The organism is Colwellia sp. E150_009 (genome assembly GCF_053543955.1).
In genome coordinates, this window is sequence record NZ_JBHFOM010000048.1 from 16,460 (window position 1) to 34,405 (window position 17,946).

16 protein-coding genes are annotated in these 17,946 nt (G+C 36.2%); 2 read left to right on the forward strand and 14 right to left on the reverse strand.

Features of this window, described 5'->3' with window-relative positions; genetic code table 11:
- Window positions 1–23: 23 nt before the first annotated feature.
- From ACE1OF_RS16785 to trxA, 6 genes are all read right to left on the reverse strand, one after another.
- Window positions 24–623, reverse strand: coding sequence for a PepSY-associated TM helix domain-containing protein (locus tag ACE1OF_RS16785; protein WP_448895835.1), 600 nt, complete (start codon window positions 621–623; stop codon window positions 24–26).
- Between the two features lie 30 nt (window positions 624–653).
- Window positions 654–3,038, reverse strand: coding sequence for a TonB-dependent receptor domain-containing protein (locus ACE1OF_RS16790; RefSeq protein ID WP_448895836.1), 2,385 nt, complete (start codon window positions 3,036–3,038; stop codon window positions 654–656).
- A 415-nt stretch (window positions 3,039–3,453) separates the two neighbouring features.
- Entirely contained in the window at window positions 3,454–4,179 is a 726-nt protein-coding gene (gene fre, locus ACE1OF_RS16795) for an NAD(P)H-flavin reductase (protein WP_448895838.1), read from the reverse strand.
- A gap of 3 nt (window positions 4,180–4,182) precedes the next feature.
- Window positions 4,183–5,691, reverse strand: coding sequence for a 4-hydroxy-3-polyprenylbenzoate decarboxylase (ubiD, locus tag ACE1OF_RS16800; protein ID WP_448895839.1), 1,509 nt, complete (start codon window positions 5,689–5,691; stop codon window positions 4,183–4,185).
- A gap of 81 nt (window positions 5,692–5,772) precedes the next feature.
- Window positions 5,773–7,032 carry a transcription termination factor Rho gene (gene rho, locus ACE1OF_RS16805; protein WP_448895840.1) on the reverse strand — a complete coding sequence of 420 codons (1,260 nt, stop codon included), beginning with the start codon at window positions 7,030–7,032 and terminating at the stop codon, window positions 5,773–5,775.
- Between the two features lie 295 nt (window positions 7,033–7,327).
- A complete protein-coding gene (gene trxA, locus ACE1OF_RS16810) occupies window positions 7,328–7,654 on the reverse strand; it encodes a thioredoxin TrxA (RefSeq protein WP_448895842.1) in 327 nt (108 codons plus the stop codon).
- 171 nt (window positions 7,655–7,825) lie between these two features.
- Here trxA and rhlB point away from each other — a divergent pair, with 171 nt between their 5' ends.
- Together rhlB and ACE1OF_RS16820 are read left to right on the forward strand one after the other, a co-directional pair.
- Window positions 7,826–9,094: an ATP-dependent RNA helicase RhlB gene (gene rhlB / locus ACE1OF_RS16815; RefSeq protein ID WP_448895843.1), complete on the forward strand. Its 1,269-nt coding sequence runs from the start codon at window positions 7,826–7,828 to the stop codon at window positions 9,092–9,094.
- Between the two features lie 18 nt (window positions 9,095–9,112).
- Window positions 9,113–10,048, forward strand: a complete 936-nt coding sequence (locus ACE1OF_RS16820; RefSeq protein WP_448895845.1) for a Ppx/GppA phosphatase family protein — start codon at window positions 9,113–9,115, stop codon at window positions 10,046–10,048.
- A gap of 33 nt (window positions 10,049–10,081) precedes the next feature.
- Here ACE1OF_RS16820 and hemB read toward each other — a convergent pair whose 3' ends face one another.
- The 8 genes from hemB to ACE1OF_RS16860 form a co-directional block, all read right to left on the reverse strand.
- Complete coding sequence (hemB, locus tag ACE1OF_RS16825; RefSeq protein ID WP_448895846.1) at window positions 10,082–11,125, reverse strand: porphobilinogen synthase; 1,044 nt, start codon at window positions 11,123–11,125, stop codon at window positions 10,082–10,084.
- 24 nt (window positions 11,126–11,149) lie between these two features.
- On the reverse strand, window positions 11,150–13,024 hold the full coding sequence (locus ACE1OF_RS16830; protein ID WP_448895848.1) for a diguanylate cyclase: 1,875 nt from the start codon (window positions 13,022–13,024) through the stop codon (window positions 11,150–11,152).
- Window positions 13,025–13,062: 38 nt separating this feature from the next.
- A complete protein-coding gene (locus tag ACE1OF_RS16835) occupies window positions 13,063–13,860 on the reverse strand; it encodes a TatD family hydrolase (RefSeq protein ID WP_448895849.1) in 798 nt (265 codons plus the stop codon).
- Window positions 13,860–14,399: a hypothetical protein gene (locus ACE1OF_RS16840; protein ID WP_448895850.1), complete on the reverse strand. Its 540-nt coding sequence runs from the start codon at window positions 14,397–14,399 to the stop codon at window positions 13,860–13,862. The genes ACE1OF_RS16835 and ACE1OF_RS16840 overlap by 1 nt, the downstream gene beginning before the upstream one ends.
- Entirely contained in the window at window positions 14,396–15,178 is a 783-nt protein-coding gene (tatC, locus tag ACE1OF_RS16845; RefSeq protein ID WP_448895852.1) for a twin-arginine translocase subunit TatC, read from the reverse strand. The genes ACE1OF_RS16840 and tatC overlap by 4 nt, the downstream gene beginning before the upstream one ends.
- Window positions 15,175–15,648, reverse strand: a complete 474-nt coding sequence (tatB, locus tag ACE1OF_RS16850; RefSeq protein WP_448895853.1) for a Sec-independent protein translocase protein TatB — start codon at window positions 15,646–15,648, stop codon at window positions 15,175–15,177. Before tatB ends, tatC begins: the two co-directional genes overlap by 4 nt.
- Window positions 15,649–15,651: 3 nt before the next feature.
- On the reverse strand, window positions 15,652–15,900 hold the full coding sequence (gene tatA, locus ACE1OF_RS16855; RefSeq protein WP_448895854.1) for a twin-arginine translocase TatA/TatE family subunit: 249 nt from the start codon (window positions 15,898–15,900) through the stop codon (window positions 15,652–15,654).
- A gap of 137 nt (window positions 15,901–16,037) precedes the next feature.
- Window positions 16,038–17,585: a putative bifunctional diguanylate cyclase/phosphodiesterase gene (locus tag ACE1OF_RS16860; protein WP_448895856.1), complete on the reverse strand. Its 1,548-nt coding sequence runs from the start codon at window positions 17,583–17,585 to the stop codon at window positions 16,038–16,040.
- Between the last annotated feature and the right edge of the window lie 361 nt (window positions 17,586–17,946).

Below are 17,946 nucleotides of genomic sequence, written 5' to 3' on the forward strand. Positions count from 1 at the left end.
GCTTTTCCTTTTAAACACGATAATCAGTGTAAACTCGTTAAAATAATAATGAGAGGTAATAATACCCCTAGCGAAATTATTGGCCATGTTGACAATCTAAATGTTGATTGCTTGTATAGCAGCCATAAACCACTTAAACAAAAAACAATACAAATCACAGCAAATATATCGATAAACCAGCGCCAAGCTTCATTTGTGTACCGACCTTTGTGTAAATCATTAAAGAATGAAATCCAACCCCGGTCTGTACGTTCATAAATTAACTCTCCACTTTCAAGGTCTACTGAAAGCCAAGCATCAACACCTGGTTTTGGCATAGCTAAATAAAACTCACCGTCATTCAGCTCACCAGCGATAGTGGCAGGAATATATAAGTCATATTTACTTTTCAAATATTGTCGAACATTTTCTGGCAATATATTTCTATTTTCATCAAGGGAACGCCAATGCTGCAAGATGCTCTCAGATAAATTTGCTTCAATTGTAGTGATATCTGAATTGGCAGGAATATCACCTGCATGGTTAAGCGTTATTCCCGTCCATGAAAAAAACAGCATACCAATACTACAAATAGCCGCACTGATCCAATGCCATTGACGTGCGTTACCTAAAAATAGTTTCATATACTGTTTGAATTCCTTTTTTAAACCTAATTAGAAGGAAGCATTAAGACTTACCCAAAAACTACGGGCTTTATCTTTAATATTGTAGTCATCTGTAAATACCACTTCACTAATTTCACCTCGGCCAGATAAATATTCATACTGGCCATCGTCATTTAAATCAGCATAATGCGTTGAATAAGAAGTAAAGTCTTCATCAAGTAGATTATTTACACGTAAATTAACACTCACATTTTCATTAAGTTTATAACGTGCACCAAGATTTAATGCGTTATAGTTTTTATAATACAATGCTTTTTCAAGTGTGCTATCCCAATCTCTATAGCGATCAGAGCGCATTTCAAGTTGAAGATAAACATTTAAACTGTCAGTTATTGTCCAGTCAGCAGTAATATTAGCCATATGTTCCGCTGTATTAGTTAATGGTTGACCTTCCTGAGCGCCACTCTTTTGTTCGCTATCTGTCCATGTATAGTTGGCACTAATATTCCAACGTTCTGTCAGGTTAATTCTACCAGCAACTTCAATACCTTGAATATCTACTTTATCAATATTTATTTTTTGGCTATATGTTGTATAACCTAAATCATCATAAGCACCTAAATTAACACACGGACGGACACCGTTAGTCGCCCTACAACTATTAATTCGGTCGCCCGAGGCTATTTTATCTTCGAATTCAGTCATAAAATAAGTAATATTAAAATTATGACCCTTTTTAGGAGCATTCCAATATAAAGCTATCTCACTATTAACACTGGTTTCGGGTTCTAAGTCTGGATTACCAGCAAAAGGAGAGGTACCTTGACCGCCAAACCCTGTAATACCGTCATACAAATCAGTTGTTTTAGGGGTCTTAAATCCTGTGCTTACGCCCCCTTTAATCGTCCAATTATCAGATAAGGTGTAAACAGAATATAAACGAGGTGAAATATTACTACCAAACACGTCATGCTTGTCGTAACGAATACCTGCTGTAATGGTTAGTGGTTCAATAATAGTCCAGTTATCTTCAACAAAAAGCGCATACATTTTATGCTCTTGTACACCATTAGTAACATTATCTTCCATACCAAAAACACCATCAAGCAATTCACCATCAGTAAGCTGACCGCCAATCACTAAATTATGATCACCTGCTAAATCAGTTAATGGAATATCTAAACGAGCGTCTAATGTATATTGGCTGCTTTCTAAAGGACGTTGTGGTCTAGGTAAAAAAGTTTCTTCTGCTAATGCTTTTCTATCAGCCTCTGCCATACCCGCATAATCACCCTCACCATCGTACATTACTTGTAATAATTGACGTTCAGCAACAGTTAACGGCATAGTACGGCCATTATTTTGAGTTTCAACATAAGATAAAGCAACAAACGAGCTAGCAAACCCCCAATCAGCATCATAAGTTAACGACCACCATTCTCGGTCAAACTCTTGATCAGCAGCATACCCAGCACGAGGCGAAACTTGTCCGCCAGACGTACGCCATATTGATTCAATATTATCTTTAGTTCCTAGCGGATAAATAATCTCTTCAGTATTAATATTATAGGTAGGGGTGTTGTCATACTTTTGATTAGAGTTATCGTAATCAAAGCGAATTGTGTGTGCTGTACTCGGTGTAAACAATAAGGATACGCCGTATTGTTGATTAGTATTATCAACAGTTTTCCCACCACTACCAAAACCTAGTGAACGTTCATGTATTACGCCATTTGGATCCGTTGCTGGAGAAAACTCTGGTGAAGACGCTTGTCTTTCATAAATGCTACCACGTAAGCTAAGCTCCAAGGTGTCTTCAATTAAAGGCCCCATAACAAAAAAGTCAGTAGTGATATCATCACCAAATTGATCATCCGTTTGCAAACTACGGCCAAAACTCATAGAGCCTGACCATTTTCCCTCTGCCTTTTTGGTTATTATATTAATAACACCACCGAGAGCATCGGCACCATACAATGTTGATGCTGGGCCCCTAATCACTTCAACTCGTGCGATAGCATCCATTGGAGGAATATGCCCAAAAGCATTGCCACCAAAGTTATTAGGGTATATATCACCATGATTATTTTGACGTTTACCATCAACTAATATCAATGAATACTCACTCGTTAAGCCACGCATGCTAATAGAACCCTGCCCTGTTTTATCGCGGCTTGTTCCAATATCAACACCTTCTTGATATTTAATTGCATCAAGAAGTGTAATAAAAGGACGCGTTCTAAGATCTGCTTCTGTAATTATAGAGATGCTCGCAGGTGCTGCGGTAAGTTTTTGCTCAAAACCTGTTGCACTGACAACCATATGCTCTATTGGTGCCTCGGCTTCATTCGCTTGACTATTATCAGCTTGTGCAACACTACAAACCATTGCAATACATGCTGCTAACGTTTGATACTTAAATTGATTTTTCATTGAAAACCCTTGTCAAAAAATTGTGTTTTATGTGTTTATTATTCTGAATGCGCGCACTTTACAAAAGAACAACAAGAATGTCAATGATAACCATTATCATTAATAACTGTAGTGAATACCCTTTGTTTATATAAATGTTTAATACTAAGTTTGTTAAGTTATACCAGTTGATTAAGTTCTTTCCCACTCAGCGAGAATTAAAAGGCTTAGAAGTAAAGCATTGATTGAAGAAATATAGAATGATAACTATGAGGTATTGAAATAATAGAAATACTTCAAGGTAAATTTTGTAGTGAATTAAATAGCTTGATTTATATTATACTTAGTTGGGGTATTTATGGTGTTAGCTGAAATAGGGAACTATTTGAACGTATTACATCCTTGTAATTACTGTGCAATCAACATTTGTTTTCATTTAAATAAAAGCAAATGCATCAGCATACATATGCTCGACCAATGCGCCATGCTCTATAAAATCACTTCGTATAAGTCCTACCATATCAAAACGACCAGCAAGATATATATCATAAGGCTCTAAACTAATAATATCATGCATTACTGCTTGATGAACTAAGCCCGTTTTTCCTTGCCAAACATCATTTTTACCCGTATTTTCTGCCACATTTTCAATAACAGGAATAAAGTTAGCATAAGGTAATTTAGCGATCATTGCTGCAGTTTCTTCTAATTCGTAAGCCGCTGACAACTCTCTTAACCCCCAATACACCATAATATGACGATGCGAGTTTTGCTCAACTAAATATTCAAACATTGATTTTATATAAGAAAAACCTGTGCCACCTGCTAGCAAAAGCAATGGTCGTTCACTATCAGTACGAAGCTGTGCATTACCTAATGGAATTTCAACAGCTACAGGCTCATTGTTTGCCTGTGAAGCTTTAATACGCTCAATCACTTGCATTGGGTAACTGTCGGCAATAAAAGCACCAATTTGCAATTCTATTAAGTCACTATTTGGTGAGCTCGCAATAGAAAATGGGCGTTTATCCTTATCACTCATGATAAAATTTAAATATTGACCAGGAATAAAATCGACTTTTTGACTCGGTTTTAATAACACTTTATACACATGCGGTGTAAGCGATGTTAATGATATTATTTGACAATTAACTGTATTCATTTATTAACCTTGTTCTTTCATTGTTGCTTCTGAGAAGATATTAAGTTCATCCCAAATATCATCAACTTGCTGTTTAATCGCTTCATCCATAACTATTGGCTCTCCCCATTCTCTATTAGTTTCACCTGGCCATTTATTCGTTGCGTCTAACCCCATTTTTGAGCCTAAACCTGATACTGGCGAAGCAAAATCTAAATAGTCTATTGGGGTATTTTCAATGAGCACTGTATCTCGGCTGGGATCCATTCGGGTGGTCATTGCCCAAATAACATCTTCCCAATTACGAGCATTCACATCATCGTCACATACAATAACAAATTTAGTATACATAAATTGACGTAAGAACGACCAAACACCCATCATTACACGCTTAGCGTGCCCTGCGTATTGCTTTTTAATAGTCACAACCGCTAAACGATACGAACACCCCTCAGGTGGCAAATAGAAATCTTGTATTTCAGGGAACTGTTTTTGCAAAATGGGTACAAAAACTTCGTTTAGCGCTACTCCCAAAATGGCAGGTTCGTCTGGCGGACGACCTGTATAAGTACTATGGTAAATAGGATTTTTACGCATAGTAATATGTGTTACGGTGAATACAGGAAAGTCATCGACTTCGTTATAATAACCAGTATGATCACCATAGGGCCCTTCTGGTGCTGTTTCATCTGGGTCTAAATACCCTTCTAAAATGATTTCTGCCGTTGCAGGCACCTCTAAATCATTACTAATTGATTTAGCTACTTCGGTTTTAGCACCACGTAATAGCCCCGCAAAAGCATATTCTGACAAGGTGTCGGGAACGGGTGTTACAGCACCTAAAATAGTGGCTGGATCGGCACCTAAAGCAACCGAAACTGGATATTTTTCTCCTGGATGCAATTGTTTAAATTCTTGGAAATCTAATGCACCACCACGATGCGACAACCAACGCATAATCACTTTATTTTTAGACAAGACTTGTTGTCGATAAATACCTAAATTTTGTCGCTCTTTATGAGGCCCTTTTGTAATGGTTAAGCCCCATGTTATCAGCGGTGCAGCGTCACCTGGCCAACAAGTTTGAATGGGTAATTTATTTAAATCTACCTCATCACCACTCAACACAATTTGCTGACATAACGGTTTTTTTACCATTTTAGTTGGCATGTTAAGCACCTGTTTGTAAATAGGTAGCTTGCCTAAGGCGTCTCTAAAACCTTTTGGGGGTTCAGGCTCTTTTAACATGGCAAGTAGTTTACCGACATCTCGCAAAGCCTTAACATCACTTTGTCCCATCGCTAAAGCAACACGCTCAGGTGTGCCAAAAAGATTAGTTAATACAGGTACATCATAAGGTTTACCGTTTTCATCCACCGCATTCTCAAATAATAATGCTGGTCCTTTAGCTCGCAATGTACGGTCGCTAATTTCAGTCATAGTAAGATGAGTAGAAACGGGGCTAGTAATGCGCTTTAATTGCCCCATTTTTTCTAACTGGCTGATAAAGTCTCTTAAGTCGTTATATTTCATAATTGTCATTAAATGTTAAGAAAACGGTTTAAAAACAAAAAAACCAGTCGGTACGACTGGTTTTCTGTCAAAAGTAAAAACTTACTTACGTTTCATTGAGTCAAAAAATTCATCATTGGTCTTAGTCATAGCCAATTTATCAATAAGGAATTCAATCGCGCCAACTTCATCCATTTCATGTACGATTTTACGCAAAATCCACATTTTTTGTAACTCATCAGGCTTAGTGATCAATTCTTCACGACGTGTACCACTACGATTAATGTGAATAGCAGGGAAAACGCGTTTCTCTGAAACTTTACGTGATAAGTGTAGCTCCATATTACCCGTGCCTTTAAATTCTTCATAGATAACTTCATCCATTTTAGAACCGGTATCGACTAATGCCGTCGCGATGATGGTTAAACTACCGCCTTCTTCAATATTACGGGCTGCACCAAAGAAACGCTTAGGACGATGTAAAGCGTTTGCATCAACACCACCCGTTAGAATTTTGCCTGAAGAAGGAACCACGGTGTTATATGCTCGAGCTAGTCGAGTAATAGAGTCTAGTAGAATCACGACATCTTTTTTATGTTCAACTAAACGTTTTGCTTTTTCTATCACCATTTCTGCAACTTGTACATGGCGACTAGCTGGCTCATCAAATGTTGAAGCTACCACTTCACCTTTAACAAGGCGTTGCATTTCAGTTACTTCTTCAGGTCGTTCATCAATGAGCAACACCATTAATTCTGCATCAGGATGATTATAAGCAATACTTTGCGCTATATTTTGTAATAATAGTGTTTTACCCGCTTTAGGAGGGGCAACAATTAAACCACGTTGTCCTTTCCCTATTGGAGATGCTAAATCTAATATACGAGCAGTAATATCTTCGGTTGAACCATTACCACGCTCCATAGTGAAACGTTCATTAGGATGTATTGGCGTTAAGTTCTCAAATAAAATCTTATTTCGTGAATTTTCTGGACGATCAAAATTAACTTCAGTGACTTTTAATAAGGCAAAGTAACGTTCACCTTTCTTCGGTGAACGAATCTTTCCTTGAATAGTATCGCCTGTACGCATGCTAAAACGACGAATTTGACTAGGAGAGACATAAATATCATCTGGGCCAGCTAAGTAGGAAGAGTCTGCGGAGCGTAAAAAACCAAAACCATCTTGAAGTATTTCTAAAACACCACCACCAAAAATATCATTATCATTTTCAGCATGTTTTTTTAATATAGCAAAAATTATATCTTGCTTGCGTGTTCTAGCCAGGTTTTCTAGCTTCATTTCTTCAGCTAATTTCACCAGTTCGTTAACGGATTTTTCTTTTAGTTCGGTAAGGTTCATAGGGGGTTTCTTAAATTATTTTAAGTGATTACGTCTAGGGCGATTGCCGACGACAGTATATTTCAAATGTGTTTTATAACCTTCATATCAATATAATGTGGCTTATAAGTAGCCGATAAAGACAGTAAGATAGGGGTAAAGAGATGTTATTTTTTACTCAGGACTTAAATTTAACATTAAAAGTCACCTAGGTAAAGGTACTCGTTAAAATGTAAGCAAATATTTTTCATAATATATAAATTAAACAAAAAAGCCTGAAAATTATTCCAGGCTTTTTGGGATTTTAGAGCTAATCTTACAGATTTTTGTCTAAAAACTCTTTTAATTGTGTTTTCGACAAAGCACCAACCTTTGTATCGGCAAGTTCGCCGTCTTTAAATAATAATAATGTAGGAATACCTCTTACACCATATTTAGGGGGGGTGTCTGAATTTTGGTCAATATTTAACTTACCGACAGTCACTTTGCCTTCATACTCAGTAGCAATATCATCAAGTACAGGGGCTATCATTTTACAAGGACCACACCATTCAGCCCAAAAATCGACCAACACTAGCCCAGATGCTTTTAAAACATCGGCTTCGAAACTATCATCAGTTAGCTGAACAATTTTGTCATTCATCTCATTCTCCGTAGGTTATGGTGGTTAAACCAATCTATTAATTACAACATTCTATGTCAATATAAAAGTGTTATGGGGCTTTCTTGTTTAAATATCAAGTTTGTTTTCTATTATCTACACAAATAGTAGCTAAAATTAGTTATTAGGCTACTATGATGTTAAGCTAGCGCCATGAAAAAAACACATTTAACTAAAATTAAATTCGCTGACTTAAATCTTGCACCGCAAGTAGTGACCGGATTAGAAGCCATGGGCTTCGAATATTGTACGTCTATCCAGGCGAAATCTTTACCTGTGCTGCTTCAAGGCACCGATATTGCTGGACAAGCACAAACAGGCGAAGGCAAAACTATTGCCTTTTTGGCAGCAACTTTCCATCATTTGTTACAAAAAGAAGCACCTACACATAATCAGCCTAGGGCATTGATTATGGCACCCACACGTGAATTAGCAATTCAAATTCACCGTGACGCTATTGAAATTTCTAAAGCCACTGGCCTTCGCCTTGGCGTTGTTTATGGTGGCGAGGGCTATGAGAGCCAACGTTTAGAGCTAGAGCAAGGTGTTGATATTTTAATTGGCACTTGTGGTCGTTTAATTGATTACATGAAACAAGGTATATATAACTTATCAAATATTGAAGCTATTGTCCTCGATGAAGCTGACAGAATGTTTGATTTAGGCTTTATCAAAGATATTCGCTATATGTTTGATAAAATGCCGCCAGCACCTCAACGTTTAAGCATGCTATTTTCAGCAACCTTATCATTTCGAGTTAAAGAGCTTGCTTTTGAGCATATGAATGATCCAACCAGTGTCGAAGTAGAACCTGAGCAAAAAACAAATACTCGTATAAGTGAAGAATTATTTTACCCTTCAAATGAAGATAAAATGATTTTATTACAAACGCTTATAGAAGAAGATTGGCCTGAAAAAGCTATCATTTTCGCTAATACAAAACATGTCTGCGAGAAAGTTTATGACCATCTTGTTGCTGACAAATTACGTGTTGGTTTGCTCACTGGGGATGTGCCTCAGAAAAAACGTTTAAAAATATTAGAGCAATTTACTAGAGGTAGCTTAGACTTCTTAGTTGCAACAGATGTTGCTGCTCGTGGGCTACATATTCCAGCAGTAACGCATGTATTCAACTACGATTTACCCGATGATTGTGAAGATTATGTTCATCGTATTGGTAGAACAGGTCGTGCGGGAGAAACGGGGCATGCTATTAGTTTAGCTTGTGAGCAGTATGTATTTAATTTGCCTGCCATTGAAACATATATTGAACATGAATTACCTGTAAGCAAGTATGATCATGATGCTTTACTTGAGGGTTTACCAAAACCTAAACCTCGCCAACGACGCCATAGATCAAATGCAACACGCTCTAATGGTAGTCGACAAGGCGGTAATAGCAATTACCGCGGCCGTCGTTAATTTAAAGTACATTGTCATATGTTATCGTTAAACGAAATACCACAGTACGACACTAATCATTATGCTGTGGTTGATCTAGGCTCTAACAGCTTTCATTTATCTATTGTCTGTTTACATAAAAATAAAATTAATACCGTGAATAAGGTTAAGCGTAAAGTCCGTTTAGCTTCTGGTCTTAATAATCAAAATGAACTTAGCGAAAAAGCAATTAAGCGAGGACTTGATTGTTTAAGTTTATTTGCTAAACACCTTTCAACTATCCCGTTAAGTAATATTAAAATTGTTGCGACAGCCACATTAAGAATAGCTAAAAATCGTGATGACTTTTTAACTAAAGCCAATAATATTCTTCCTGTAAAAATACAGTTACTTACAGGCAAGCAAGAGGCTGAAACAATATACAGCGGCGTTGCCTATACTTGTCAATCTGATTTATCACTAAAAAGACTAGTCGTTGATATCGGTGGAGCAAGTACAGAATTAATTATTGGTAAAGGCACAATAGCAAAAAAAGCAGTAAGCTTAGACGTTGGTTGTGTTAGTTTTAGAGAGAGGTTTTTTACTAATGGGCAACTGTCAGAACAAAACTTTGCTACAGCCATTAATGCCGCATGTTCTATCATTATGCCTGTTCGTACTGACTTTGTTGCATTGGGTTGGCAAACGGTTGTAGGTAGTTCAGGCACCATTCAAGCTTTAGCCGAAATTCTCTCTTACCGTCAACAAAGTATCATTATTACAAACAGTTTTTTACATGAAATTAAACAAGCGCTCATTGAGTGTCAATCTATCGAACATATTTTTTTAGATGGACTAAGAACAGACAGGAGGTCAGTTTTAGCCAGTGGTTTATGTATTTTAATTGCGCTCTTCAATTGTTTAGACATTAAAGAGCTTAAATTATCGACTGGTGCGCTACGAGAAGGGATTTTACATGAGATGTTGCCTAGTTAATTGTGTAACTACAAACATAGGCAACTCTGTTCGTTACACTTTATCTTCCTTTAACCATCTTGCCACTTGTTTAGCAAAATAAGTTAAAACTCCATCAGCTCCAGCACGTTTAAATGCAAGTAGCCCTTCCATAACACAGGGTTTTTCTGCTAACCAGCCATTTTGAATTGCTGCCATATGCATAGCATATTCTCCACTGATTTGGTACGCATAGGTTGGTACTTGAAAGGTATCTTTAACCCGGCGCACTATATCTAAATATGGCATACCTGGTTTAACCATTACCATATCAGCCCCTTCTGCAATGTCTTGAGCCACTTCATGTAGTGCTTCATTACTGTTAGCTGGATCCATCTGATAAGTATGCTTATTACCGCCCTTAATATTCCCCGCAGAACCTACTGCATCGCGAAATGGACCGTAATAATTAGACGCATATTTTGCTGAATAAGCTAAAATTTTAGTGTTTACAAAACCATTAGCTTCAAGCGCCTCCCTGATTGCACCGATACGACCATCCATCATATCCGAAGGAGCAACAATATCAGCACCCGCTTGTGCATGAGATAACGCTTGCTTAACGAGAATATCTTTAGTTACCTCATTTAGCACATAACCTTCTGGGCCTGCTTTGTTTGCATCGCTTTCACTTAAAATACCGTCTTGACCATGAGTAGTAAAAGGGTCAAGGGCAACATCAGTAATTACAGCTAATTGTGGAAATGCAGATTTTAACGCTCTAACTGCACGTTGTGCGAGGCCTTCAGGGTTATAAGCCTCTTCTGCCATTAATGATTTTTTGTCACTGGGAGTGACAGGAAAAAGCGCAATAGCAGGTATACCTAAAGCGACTAACTCTTGTGCCTCTTCTAATAACAAATCAATACTTTTTCTCTCTACACCAGGCATAGAAGCGATAGCTTCTCGTTGATTCTCTCCTTCCAATACAAATACTGGATAAATTAAATCATTCACGGTGACCTGATGTTCAGCCATTAAGCGACGAGTATAATCATCTTTGCGCATGCGACGCATACGGCGAGCTGGGTATTGCCCAAAAAAATTACTATTGTTCATTACTATATTCCTAGAGTTTTTGTGTTATTCACAACTTTCTTTACCTACTTGTGTTTGATTCCGACCATCATGTTTTGCTTGATAAAGCGCTTTATCTGCGCTGGAGAATATTTGTTCTGGTGTCATATTATCTTGTTGATTATACGTAAATATACCATTGCTAATTGTTAATGGAATTCTTATATCTTTGTAAATACATACTTGTTTAGCAATACTTTTTCTCAATGTTTCAGCTAAAGATATTGCTCCTTTTTCATCTGTATCAGGCAAGATTAAACAAAATTCTTCTCCACCATAACGAAATGCCATATCAGCACTCCGTTTTAAACTACCTTTAATTTGCTCACTTAACCATGCCAGACACCAATCACCGGCTAAGTGCCCATAAGTATCATTAACAACTTTAAAGTGGTCTATATCTATTAAAACTAAACTTAATGGAGTTAAATTTCGTTTACTACGACGATATTCTGCAAGAATTTTTTGATCATAAAACCGCCTGTTAAATAAACCTGTTAGTTCATCTAACGTATTCTTTTGCTCAAGTTCATGATTCACTTCTTCTAACTCTTGCAAAGCAATATTGAGCTCTAAAGTACGCTCTTGCACACGGTTTTCTAACTCTTCTTGGTTCTGTGATTTGAGCCTTAATAACTCTTCCTGCACCCGTTCAGAAGCAATAGCATTTTGCAGTGCTTGGCGTTGTGCTTCTTGTTTATCTATTAGCTGGTAACGGTATTGTCGACTTAGTATGAAAGTCATTAACAAGCAATTAAGCCAAAAAAGCATCCCATAAAATAAATCTCTATAAGCAATAAACCCTATATCAAACCAGTTAACAGAAACAATAACAATCACAACAAGAATAAACTGTACAGTCATAGCGAAAGTAAACAGTAACGCTAAGCGACTACCGAACTTGCGTAAATAAAGTCCTAAAGCAATTAACGAAAAATTCACTAAAGCATAAATAGCCATACTAATAGATATATTATCAGCCACAGAAAAATAAAGACTTAATGGCATATACAGAAAAAGCCCCCACGAACTCATACGAATTGTTTGATAAATATGATAAAATCTAGTTTTTAGATTAAAAAGCTGAGCGGTAAACACAAATAAAAAAATTGCCGATGCGGCTACTAGCAGCGGAATTTCAATACCAATTAATTCAGGTAAATAAGTAAATAGGTAATAGAGATTAAAACCAAGCATTGCTGAAAGCATGAAGGTGTTACTTAAAAAATAACCAAAAAGAGTAAAAATAGGTTTATTACCTGTTGCAAAGAATAGCAAGAGAAAAACAACAGACAAACAAAACAACCCCCCAATGGCAATACCTTGCTGAAACTGTAGTGTGCTACTTGCCTCAATATATTTATTCACTGAATATATGTTAACGGAAGTACGCAACTGGGTCGCACTCTCAACAGTTAAATAAAGTGTAATTTGAGAGTGTGGTGATACTGTAACTTTGGCGTTTCGATTATTACTGCGTTGCAGTTGCATCTTTTTTTCAGTGATATTATGCTCAATATCTTGAACAAACAACTCAACCTGACTCATTCGCACTTGATTGGCTATATCAAGATAAACTGATTGTGCTTTATCACTTTGATTTGTTAAATCAAATGCAAACCAATTTTTACCTGGCATAATTAACATATCGCCGTTTTTCAAGTAAACATCATGCCAATCATGCTTATATAGCTCATTAATTTCAATTTTATTCTGCAAGGGGGCACTAGTAAAATAATGTAAATAATGAACAACTAATTGCTTATTCTGATCAATATTATAGTTAGGAACTTCAGCCTGAGCCTGCACCATAAAAAACAGACCAAAAAACAAGTAGAATACTTGCCTTGTTTTTAATATTTGGTGAAGAAATTTGACCATAATAAACGCTTAGCTCAAGCCTTAGTAAGTGTGGCAAATTAAATTGGTAAATTAAACGCTTGCCGAGCATTCATACTAGTTTGACAAGCTATTTCGTCAGGGTCAAGGCCTGTTATATCTGCAATTTTTTCAATAATATATGGCAAGTAACTTGGTTCATTACGATTGCTTTTAGGCTTAGGTTTAATTGTTCTTGGTGTCAAATAAGGCGCATCTGTTTCAATAAGTAAACGGTTTAAAGGAATTAAATCAACAATATCTTGTAAAGATTGACCTCTTCTTTCATCACATATCCAACCCGTAATGCCAATATACATACCTACGTCTATGCATTTTTTCAATTCTTCTTTATTACCCGTAAAACAATGAGAAATCATTGCGGGTACATGATCAATAAAAGGCTTTAATAGCGTATACCAAGAATTAAACGCATCACGTTGATGTAAGAATAATGGCATGGAAAGTTGTTTTGCTAGCTGTATCTGTTCTTTAAAGATAGTTAATTGTTGGCTTGGTTGAGAAAAATTTCGATTGAAATCTAAACCGCACTCTCCAATAGCCTTGACATGTGGTTGTTCAGCTAACATTGCTAAATCAGATAAATAATGTTCACTCACACCATCAGCATCATGGGGGTGAACTCCTGCAGTAGCATATAAGGTGTTGGGAAATTGTTCTTGATAACATTGGCACAACACTAAAGCTTGCTTACTCTCATTAATGTTAGTGCCTGTAATGAGTAGTTGCTTTAGCCCTAATTGTTTAGCACGAGCTATTACTTCTACTCGATCTTTGTCAAAGCGCTTGTTGGTTAAGTTAACCCCTATATCAATCACTATTTTAGTCGTTTAACCTTAATTCTTCTATTGCTTCCAACTTTATAAAAATACACTGCGCCTAACGCCCCTTTTTTCAAAATAACCTCATCACCTACTTTTAAACTAATTCTGGCAGAGTCTTTTTGGCGCCATTGTTGTCCATTTTCTAAATCAATGACTAATTCACCTCTTATTAATTTTTTAATACTAGTAATAGTAGAAGTGATGCTCTCAAGCTCTTTTTCCCCATCCTTTTTAATTATGTCTTCCTTTGAAAATTCATCAATTTTTTGTTTTTCTTCAGTAATAATATTTTTTACTTTTGCTACAGGCGCTTTTGCTTGGACGACCTGATGCGTATCTGGTTCATCCAACTTAACACTTACAAAATATTTTTTAGCTAATTCATCATAACAAGCAAGTCGTTTATCTCCATTTAATAGCTTTGAACAATATGATAAGCCATCAGTGGCGTCACTATTTATTACTTTAGAAAAAACATTTGGGGATACCAACACACTACACAATGCTATTAATACAATAATGTTTACTCTCATGACACTTTGTCCTCTAGTTCTTCATCCTCTTTATGATACAAAGAAGCAATAATAATACCTACTTCGAATAAAAGTAGCATTGGAATAGCAAGCATTGATTGAGAAATGATATCTGGCGGTGTAAGCAACATACCAATAACAAAAGCTCCAACAATAACATAGGGGCGTTTTTGACGTAAACTATTAGGACTAGTTACACCCGTCCAACACAACAATATAATTGCAATTGGTATTTCAAATGCTGCACCAAAGGCAAAAAACAATTTCAAAACAAAATCTAAATAACTACTAATATCAGTTGCAATAACCACCCCTTCAGGCGCTACTGAGGTAAAAAAAGCAAACACAACCGGAAAAACAACAAAATAAGCAAAAGCAATTCCGCCATAAAAGAGCAACGTTGAGCCAAGCATTAATGGAGCAACTAACTTCTTCTCGTTTCGATATAACCCTGGCGCAATAAAGGACCATATTTGATAAAGAATATACGGCATTGCAATGAAGATAGACAAAACTATTGTTAACTTAAAGGGCGCAAAAAATGGTGAAGCAACATCTGTTGCTATCATCTGTGATCCAGAAGGCATCGTTTGAAGTAATGGTTGAGCCAAGTATTGATAAATATCTTGAGCAAAATAAACTAAACTACAAAACACTATAATAACACCTAATACGGCGTGTAATAAACGCGTTCTCAATTCCAATAAGTGATCAAAAAGAGTGACACTTTTTTGTGTTATCTCAGGGTTTTCCTGGTTTGATTGTTTAGTTGAATTCATTTGTCTTTAGTTTTGTCATCTATAGTAGATGTATCACTTGTTTGGGAATAAGCTGATTTATCATTGTTCAATGCATTATCACTTTCAATATCATCTACCGCTAACGAAGCATCTTTGTTGGATTTAGAATTTGCAAGTGACGTTGATATCATTTCATCTAATGCTGATGTGTCGATTTTTTTAAATGGTTCATTTACCATTGCCGCAGCTTCTTGTAAGGATTTAACGGATTCAGCCACCTCTGGTGACATATCAGCCATATTACCTTGTTCTGCCTTTTTCAAATTCGCATGCAATTCATGAACTCTTAATTCTTCTGAGAGTTCTGATTTCATCGTATCCGTGAACTTACGAGCGCCAGTTATCCAGCCTCTGATAGTTCTAATCGCAATAGGTAAACGTTCTGGCCCCAAAACCACTAAGCCCATAACACCAATCAGCATTAATTCCCAAAAGCCTATATCAAACATTTGTTATGCCTGACTATTTTCTTTTTGGTTTTCTTTTTTGCTTGTTTCATTTGCTGCTGATGTATTATCAACTAAAGAATCAGCGCTAGCTTCAGACTTATTCTCAGAATCTTTTTCATCCGTTACTGCGTTTTTAAAACCTTTAATCGCGGATCCTAAATCTCCACCGAGGTTACGCAATTTTTTAGTGCCAAATAATAAAACAATAATAAGGGCAACAATTAATAATTGCCAAATACCGATACCAGCCATAACAAACTCCTATAATCAATTTAATAGCAGTATACACCAGAACATATTGAGTAAACGAGTAAAAGCATATATTGTTTTAAAAAATTATGCGCTAAGACAATATTTAAGACACGCTAATAGTACTTGAGGGATATATATTACGCACAATTTTGTGTTTTGCATATAACAGAACTTCGTAGCAATTTTTCGGGTTTGCTTATGTGGTATCCCTGCCCAAAATCACAACCTGCAGAGTGAAGCTTTTTCAAAACACTTTCACTTTCTATGCCTTCTGCAACTAATCGATAGCCATATTGTTCACCCAGATCATGTAAAGCTTTAACTAAAGGTAAATTTCTATTACTGTTTGTTAAAGTTCGGATAAATCCACGATCTAATTTAATAAATTCAAAGGGATAATTGTGTAAAAAATTGAAGGACGAAACACCTGAAGCATAATCATCTAACGCCAATTTAACTCCAATACTTTTTAACTTTCGTAAACCTTTAAGAGAGTGCGCTTCATGTTGAGAAAAAGCTGTTTCATTAAATTCTAAAATTAGTCTTTGTGGTTCAAAATCCTGTTCGTTGATTAAAGTAACCAGCTTATTCAGTTGATTAGTTTGTGTAAGATGTTTGCCAGATAAATTGATAGCGATAAAAGCATGTTGATTTTCTTGGCTATTTTTCAACATATGCAGTTGTCTAGCAACTTCTTCAATAACCCAAGTTTCAATCGTCAGAATAATCCCTGTTTCTTCTGCTAAATGTAAAAAATAACTTGGTGTTAACAAACCCTTAATAGGATGGTTCCAACGTAATAATGCCTCAAATCCAATAATCTTAGTACAACTCAAATCAGATATCTTTTGATAGTGTAGTTCAAATTGCTCCTGCTGTATTGCGATTCTCAACTCTTGTTCTAGTGTCATCGTTGCAACAAGTTTATCTCTCATACTATCATCAAAAAAAATAAATCGTCCTCGACCTAAACCCTTAGCTTGATACATTGCAGCATCTGCATCTCGTAACACTTCATCTGCATTTTGATAATGCCCGTTACACAAAGCAATACCAATACTTGCACTAGAGTACAATGTATTACTTTCAATTTTATACGGTTTTTCTATACTCGTTATAATACGGTTGGCAACATCCTCTACATTTTCTGATTGTAATGAGTCTAATAAAATAACAAATTCATCACCACCTAACCTTGCTAAAACATCATTGTCCCGAACACAGGCGTTTAATCTTGAAGAAATTTCAACGAGGAAGGTATCACCAGCATGGTGCCCTAATGTATCATTAATGATTTTAAACCTGTCAAGGTCGATAAATAATACGGCAAATCGTTGATCAGGATGTCGCTTTAAATGCCTGATAGCGTAACTTAGCCTGTCAGTAAACATTGCACGATTAGGAAGTTTAGTTAATGAATCATGATGAGCATCAAAATAAAGTTGTTGCTCCGCTTTTAACCTTTCGGCTATTTGTAAGCGTAAGTTTGAATTGGCCCTTTCAAGTTCCTGTGTCCGCTCTTCTACAAGCGATTCTAATTCAGATTTATAGCTACTCTTCAAAACCTCGTTAAAGGCATTAGCTTGCTTTAATTGTTCATTTGCTGAATTCAAATCTCGTAATAAAGTCTGAACATTTTCATGCTCAATGACACTACTATCCTGATCTTTTATCCTCGGTTCCATCAAGGTTCCCATTCATATATACATAAAACTCAAAGAATGAGTATTTGGTATAGTTTATTATTAGTATTATTTTTGAGCAGGTAGTGTAACAAAAATTAATCAGCTGGCTAGTAATAAATGTTCTATTTATAAAATTTTTTCATGAACACTAAAAATACAACCCTCTCACATAAAGAAAAGAACACCCACACGCTTTCCACCCTCGTCACTACGCGTTTCACTTCTGGGCGCCGCGGCAGTATTATACCATTTTTATTAAATTTGTGATCTAATTGATTTTATTTTTCATACCTAATATCACAACTTATGAGTCCCTTTGATCACATCGACTTTAAATCCCTTATCGCAAAAGAAACCAATG

Coding starts and splice junctions, on each gene's coding strand:
- ACE1OF_RS16785 (WP_448895835.1), bottom strand. CDS start 623: ATGAAACTATTTTTAGGTAACGCACGTCAATGGCATTGGATCAGTGCG.
- ACE1OF_RS16790 (WP_448895836.1), bottom strand. CDS start 3,038: ATGAAAAATCAATTTAAGTATCAAACGTTAGCAGCATGTATTGCAATG.
- fre (WP_448895838.1), bottom strand. CDS start 4,179: ATGAATACAGTTAATTGTCAAATAATATCATTAACATCGCTTACACCG.
- ubiD (WP_448895839.1), bottom strand. CDS start 5,691: ATGAAATATAACGACTTAAGAGACTTTATCAGCCAGTTAGAAAAAATG.
- rho (WP_448895840.1), bottom strand. CDS start 7,032: ATGAACCTTACCGAACTAAAAGAAAAATCCGTTAACGAACTGGTGAAA.
- trxA (WP_448895842.1), bottom strand. CDS start 7,654: ATGAATGACAAAATTGTTCAGCTAACTGATGATAGTTTCGAAGCCGAT.
- rhlB (WP_448895843.1), top strand. CDS start 7,826: ATGAAAAAAACACATTTAACTAAAATTAAATTCGCTGACTTAAATCTT.
- ACE1OF_RS16820 (WP_448895845.1), top strand. CDS start 9,113: ATGTTATCGTTAAACGAAATACCACAGTACGACACTAATCATTATGCT.
- hemB (WP_448895846.1), bottom strand. CDS start 11,125: ATGAACAATAGTAATTTTTTTGGGCAATACCCAGCTCGCCGTATGCGT.
- ACE1OF_RS16830 (WP_448895848.1), bottom strand. CDS start 13,024: ATGGTCAAATTTCTTCACCAAATATTAAAAACAAGGCAAGTATTCTAC.
- ACE1OF_RS16840 (WP_448895850.1), bottom strand. CDS start 14,399: ATGAGAGTAAACATTATTGTATTAATAGCATTGTGTAGTGTGTTGGTA.
- tatC (WP_448895852.1), bottom strand. CDS start 15,178: ATGAATTCAACTAAACAATCAAACCAGGAAAACCCTGAGATAACACAA.
- tatB (WP_448895853.1), bottom strand. CDS start 15,648: ATGTTTGATATAGGCTTTTGGGAATTAATGCTGATTGGTGTTATGGGC.
- tatA (WP_448895854.1), bottom strand. CDS start 15,900: ATGGCTGGTATCGGTATTTGGCAATTATTAATTGTTGCCCTTATTATT.
- ACE1OF_RS16860 (WP_448895856.1), bottom strand. CDS start 17,585: ATGGAACCGAGGATAAAAGATCAGGATAGTAGTGTCATTGAGCATGAA.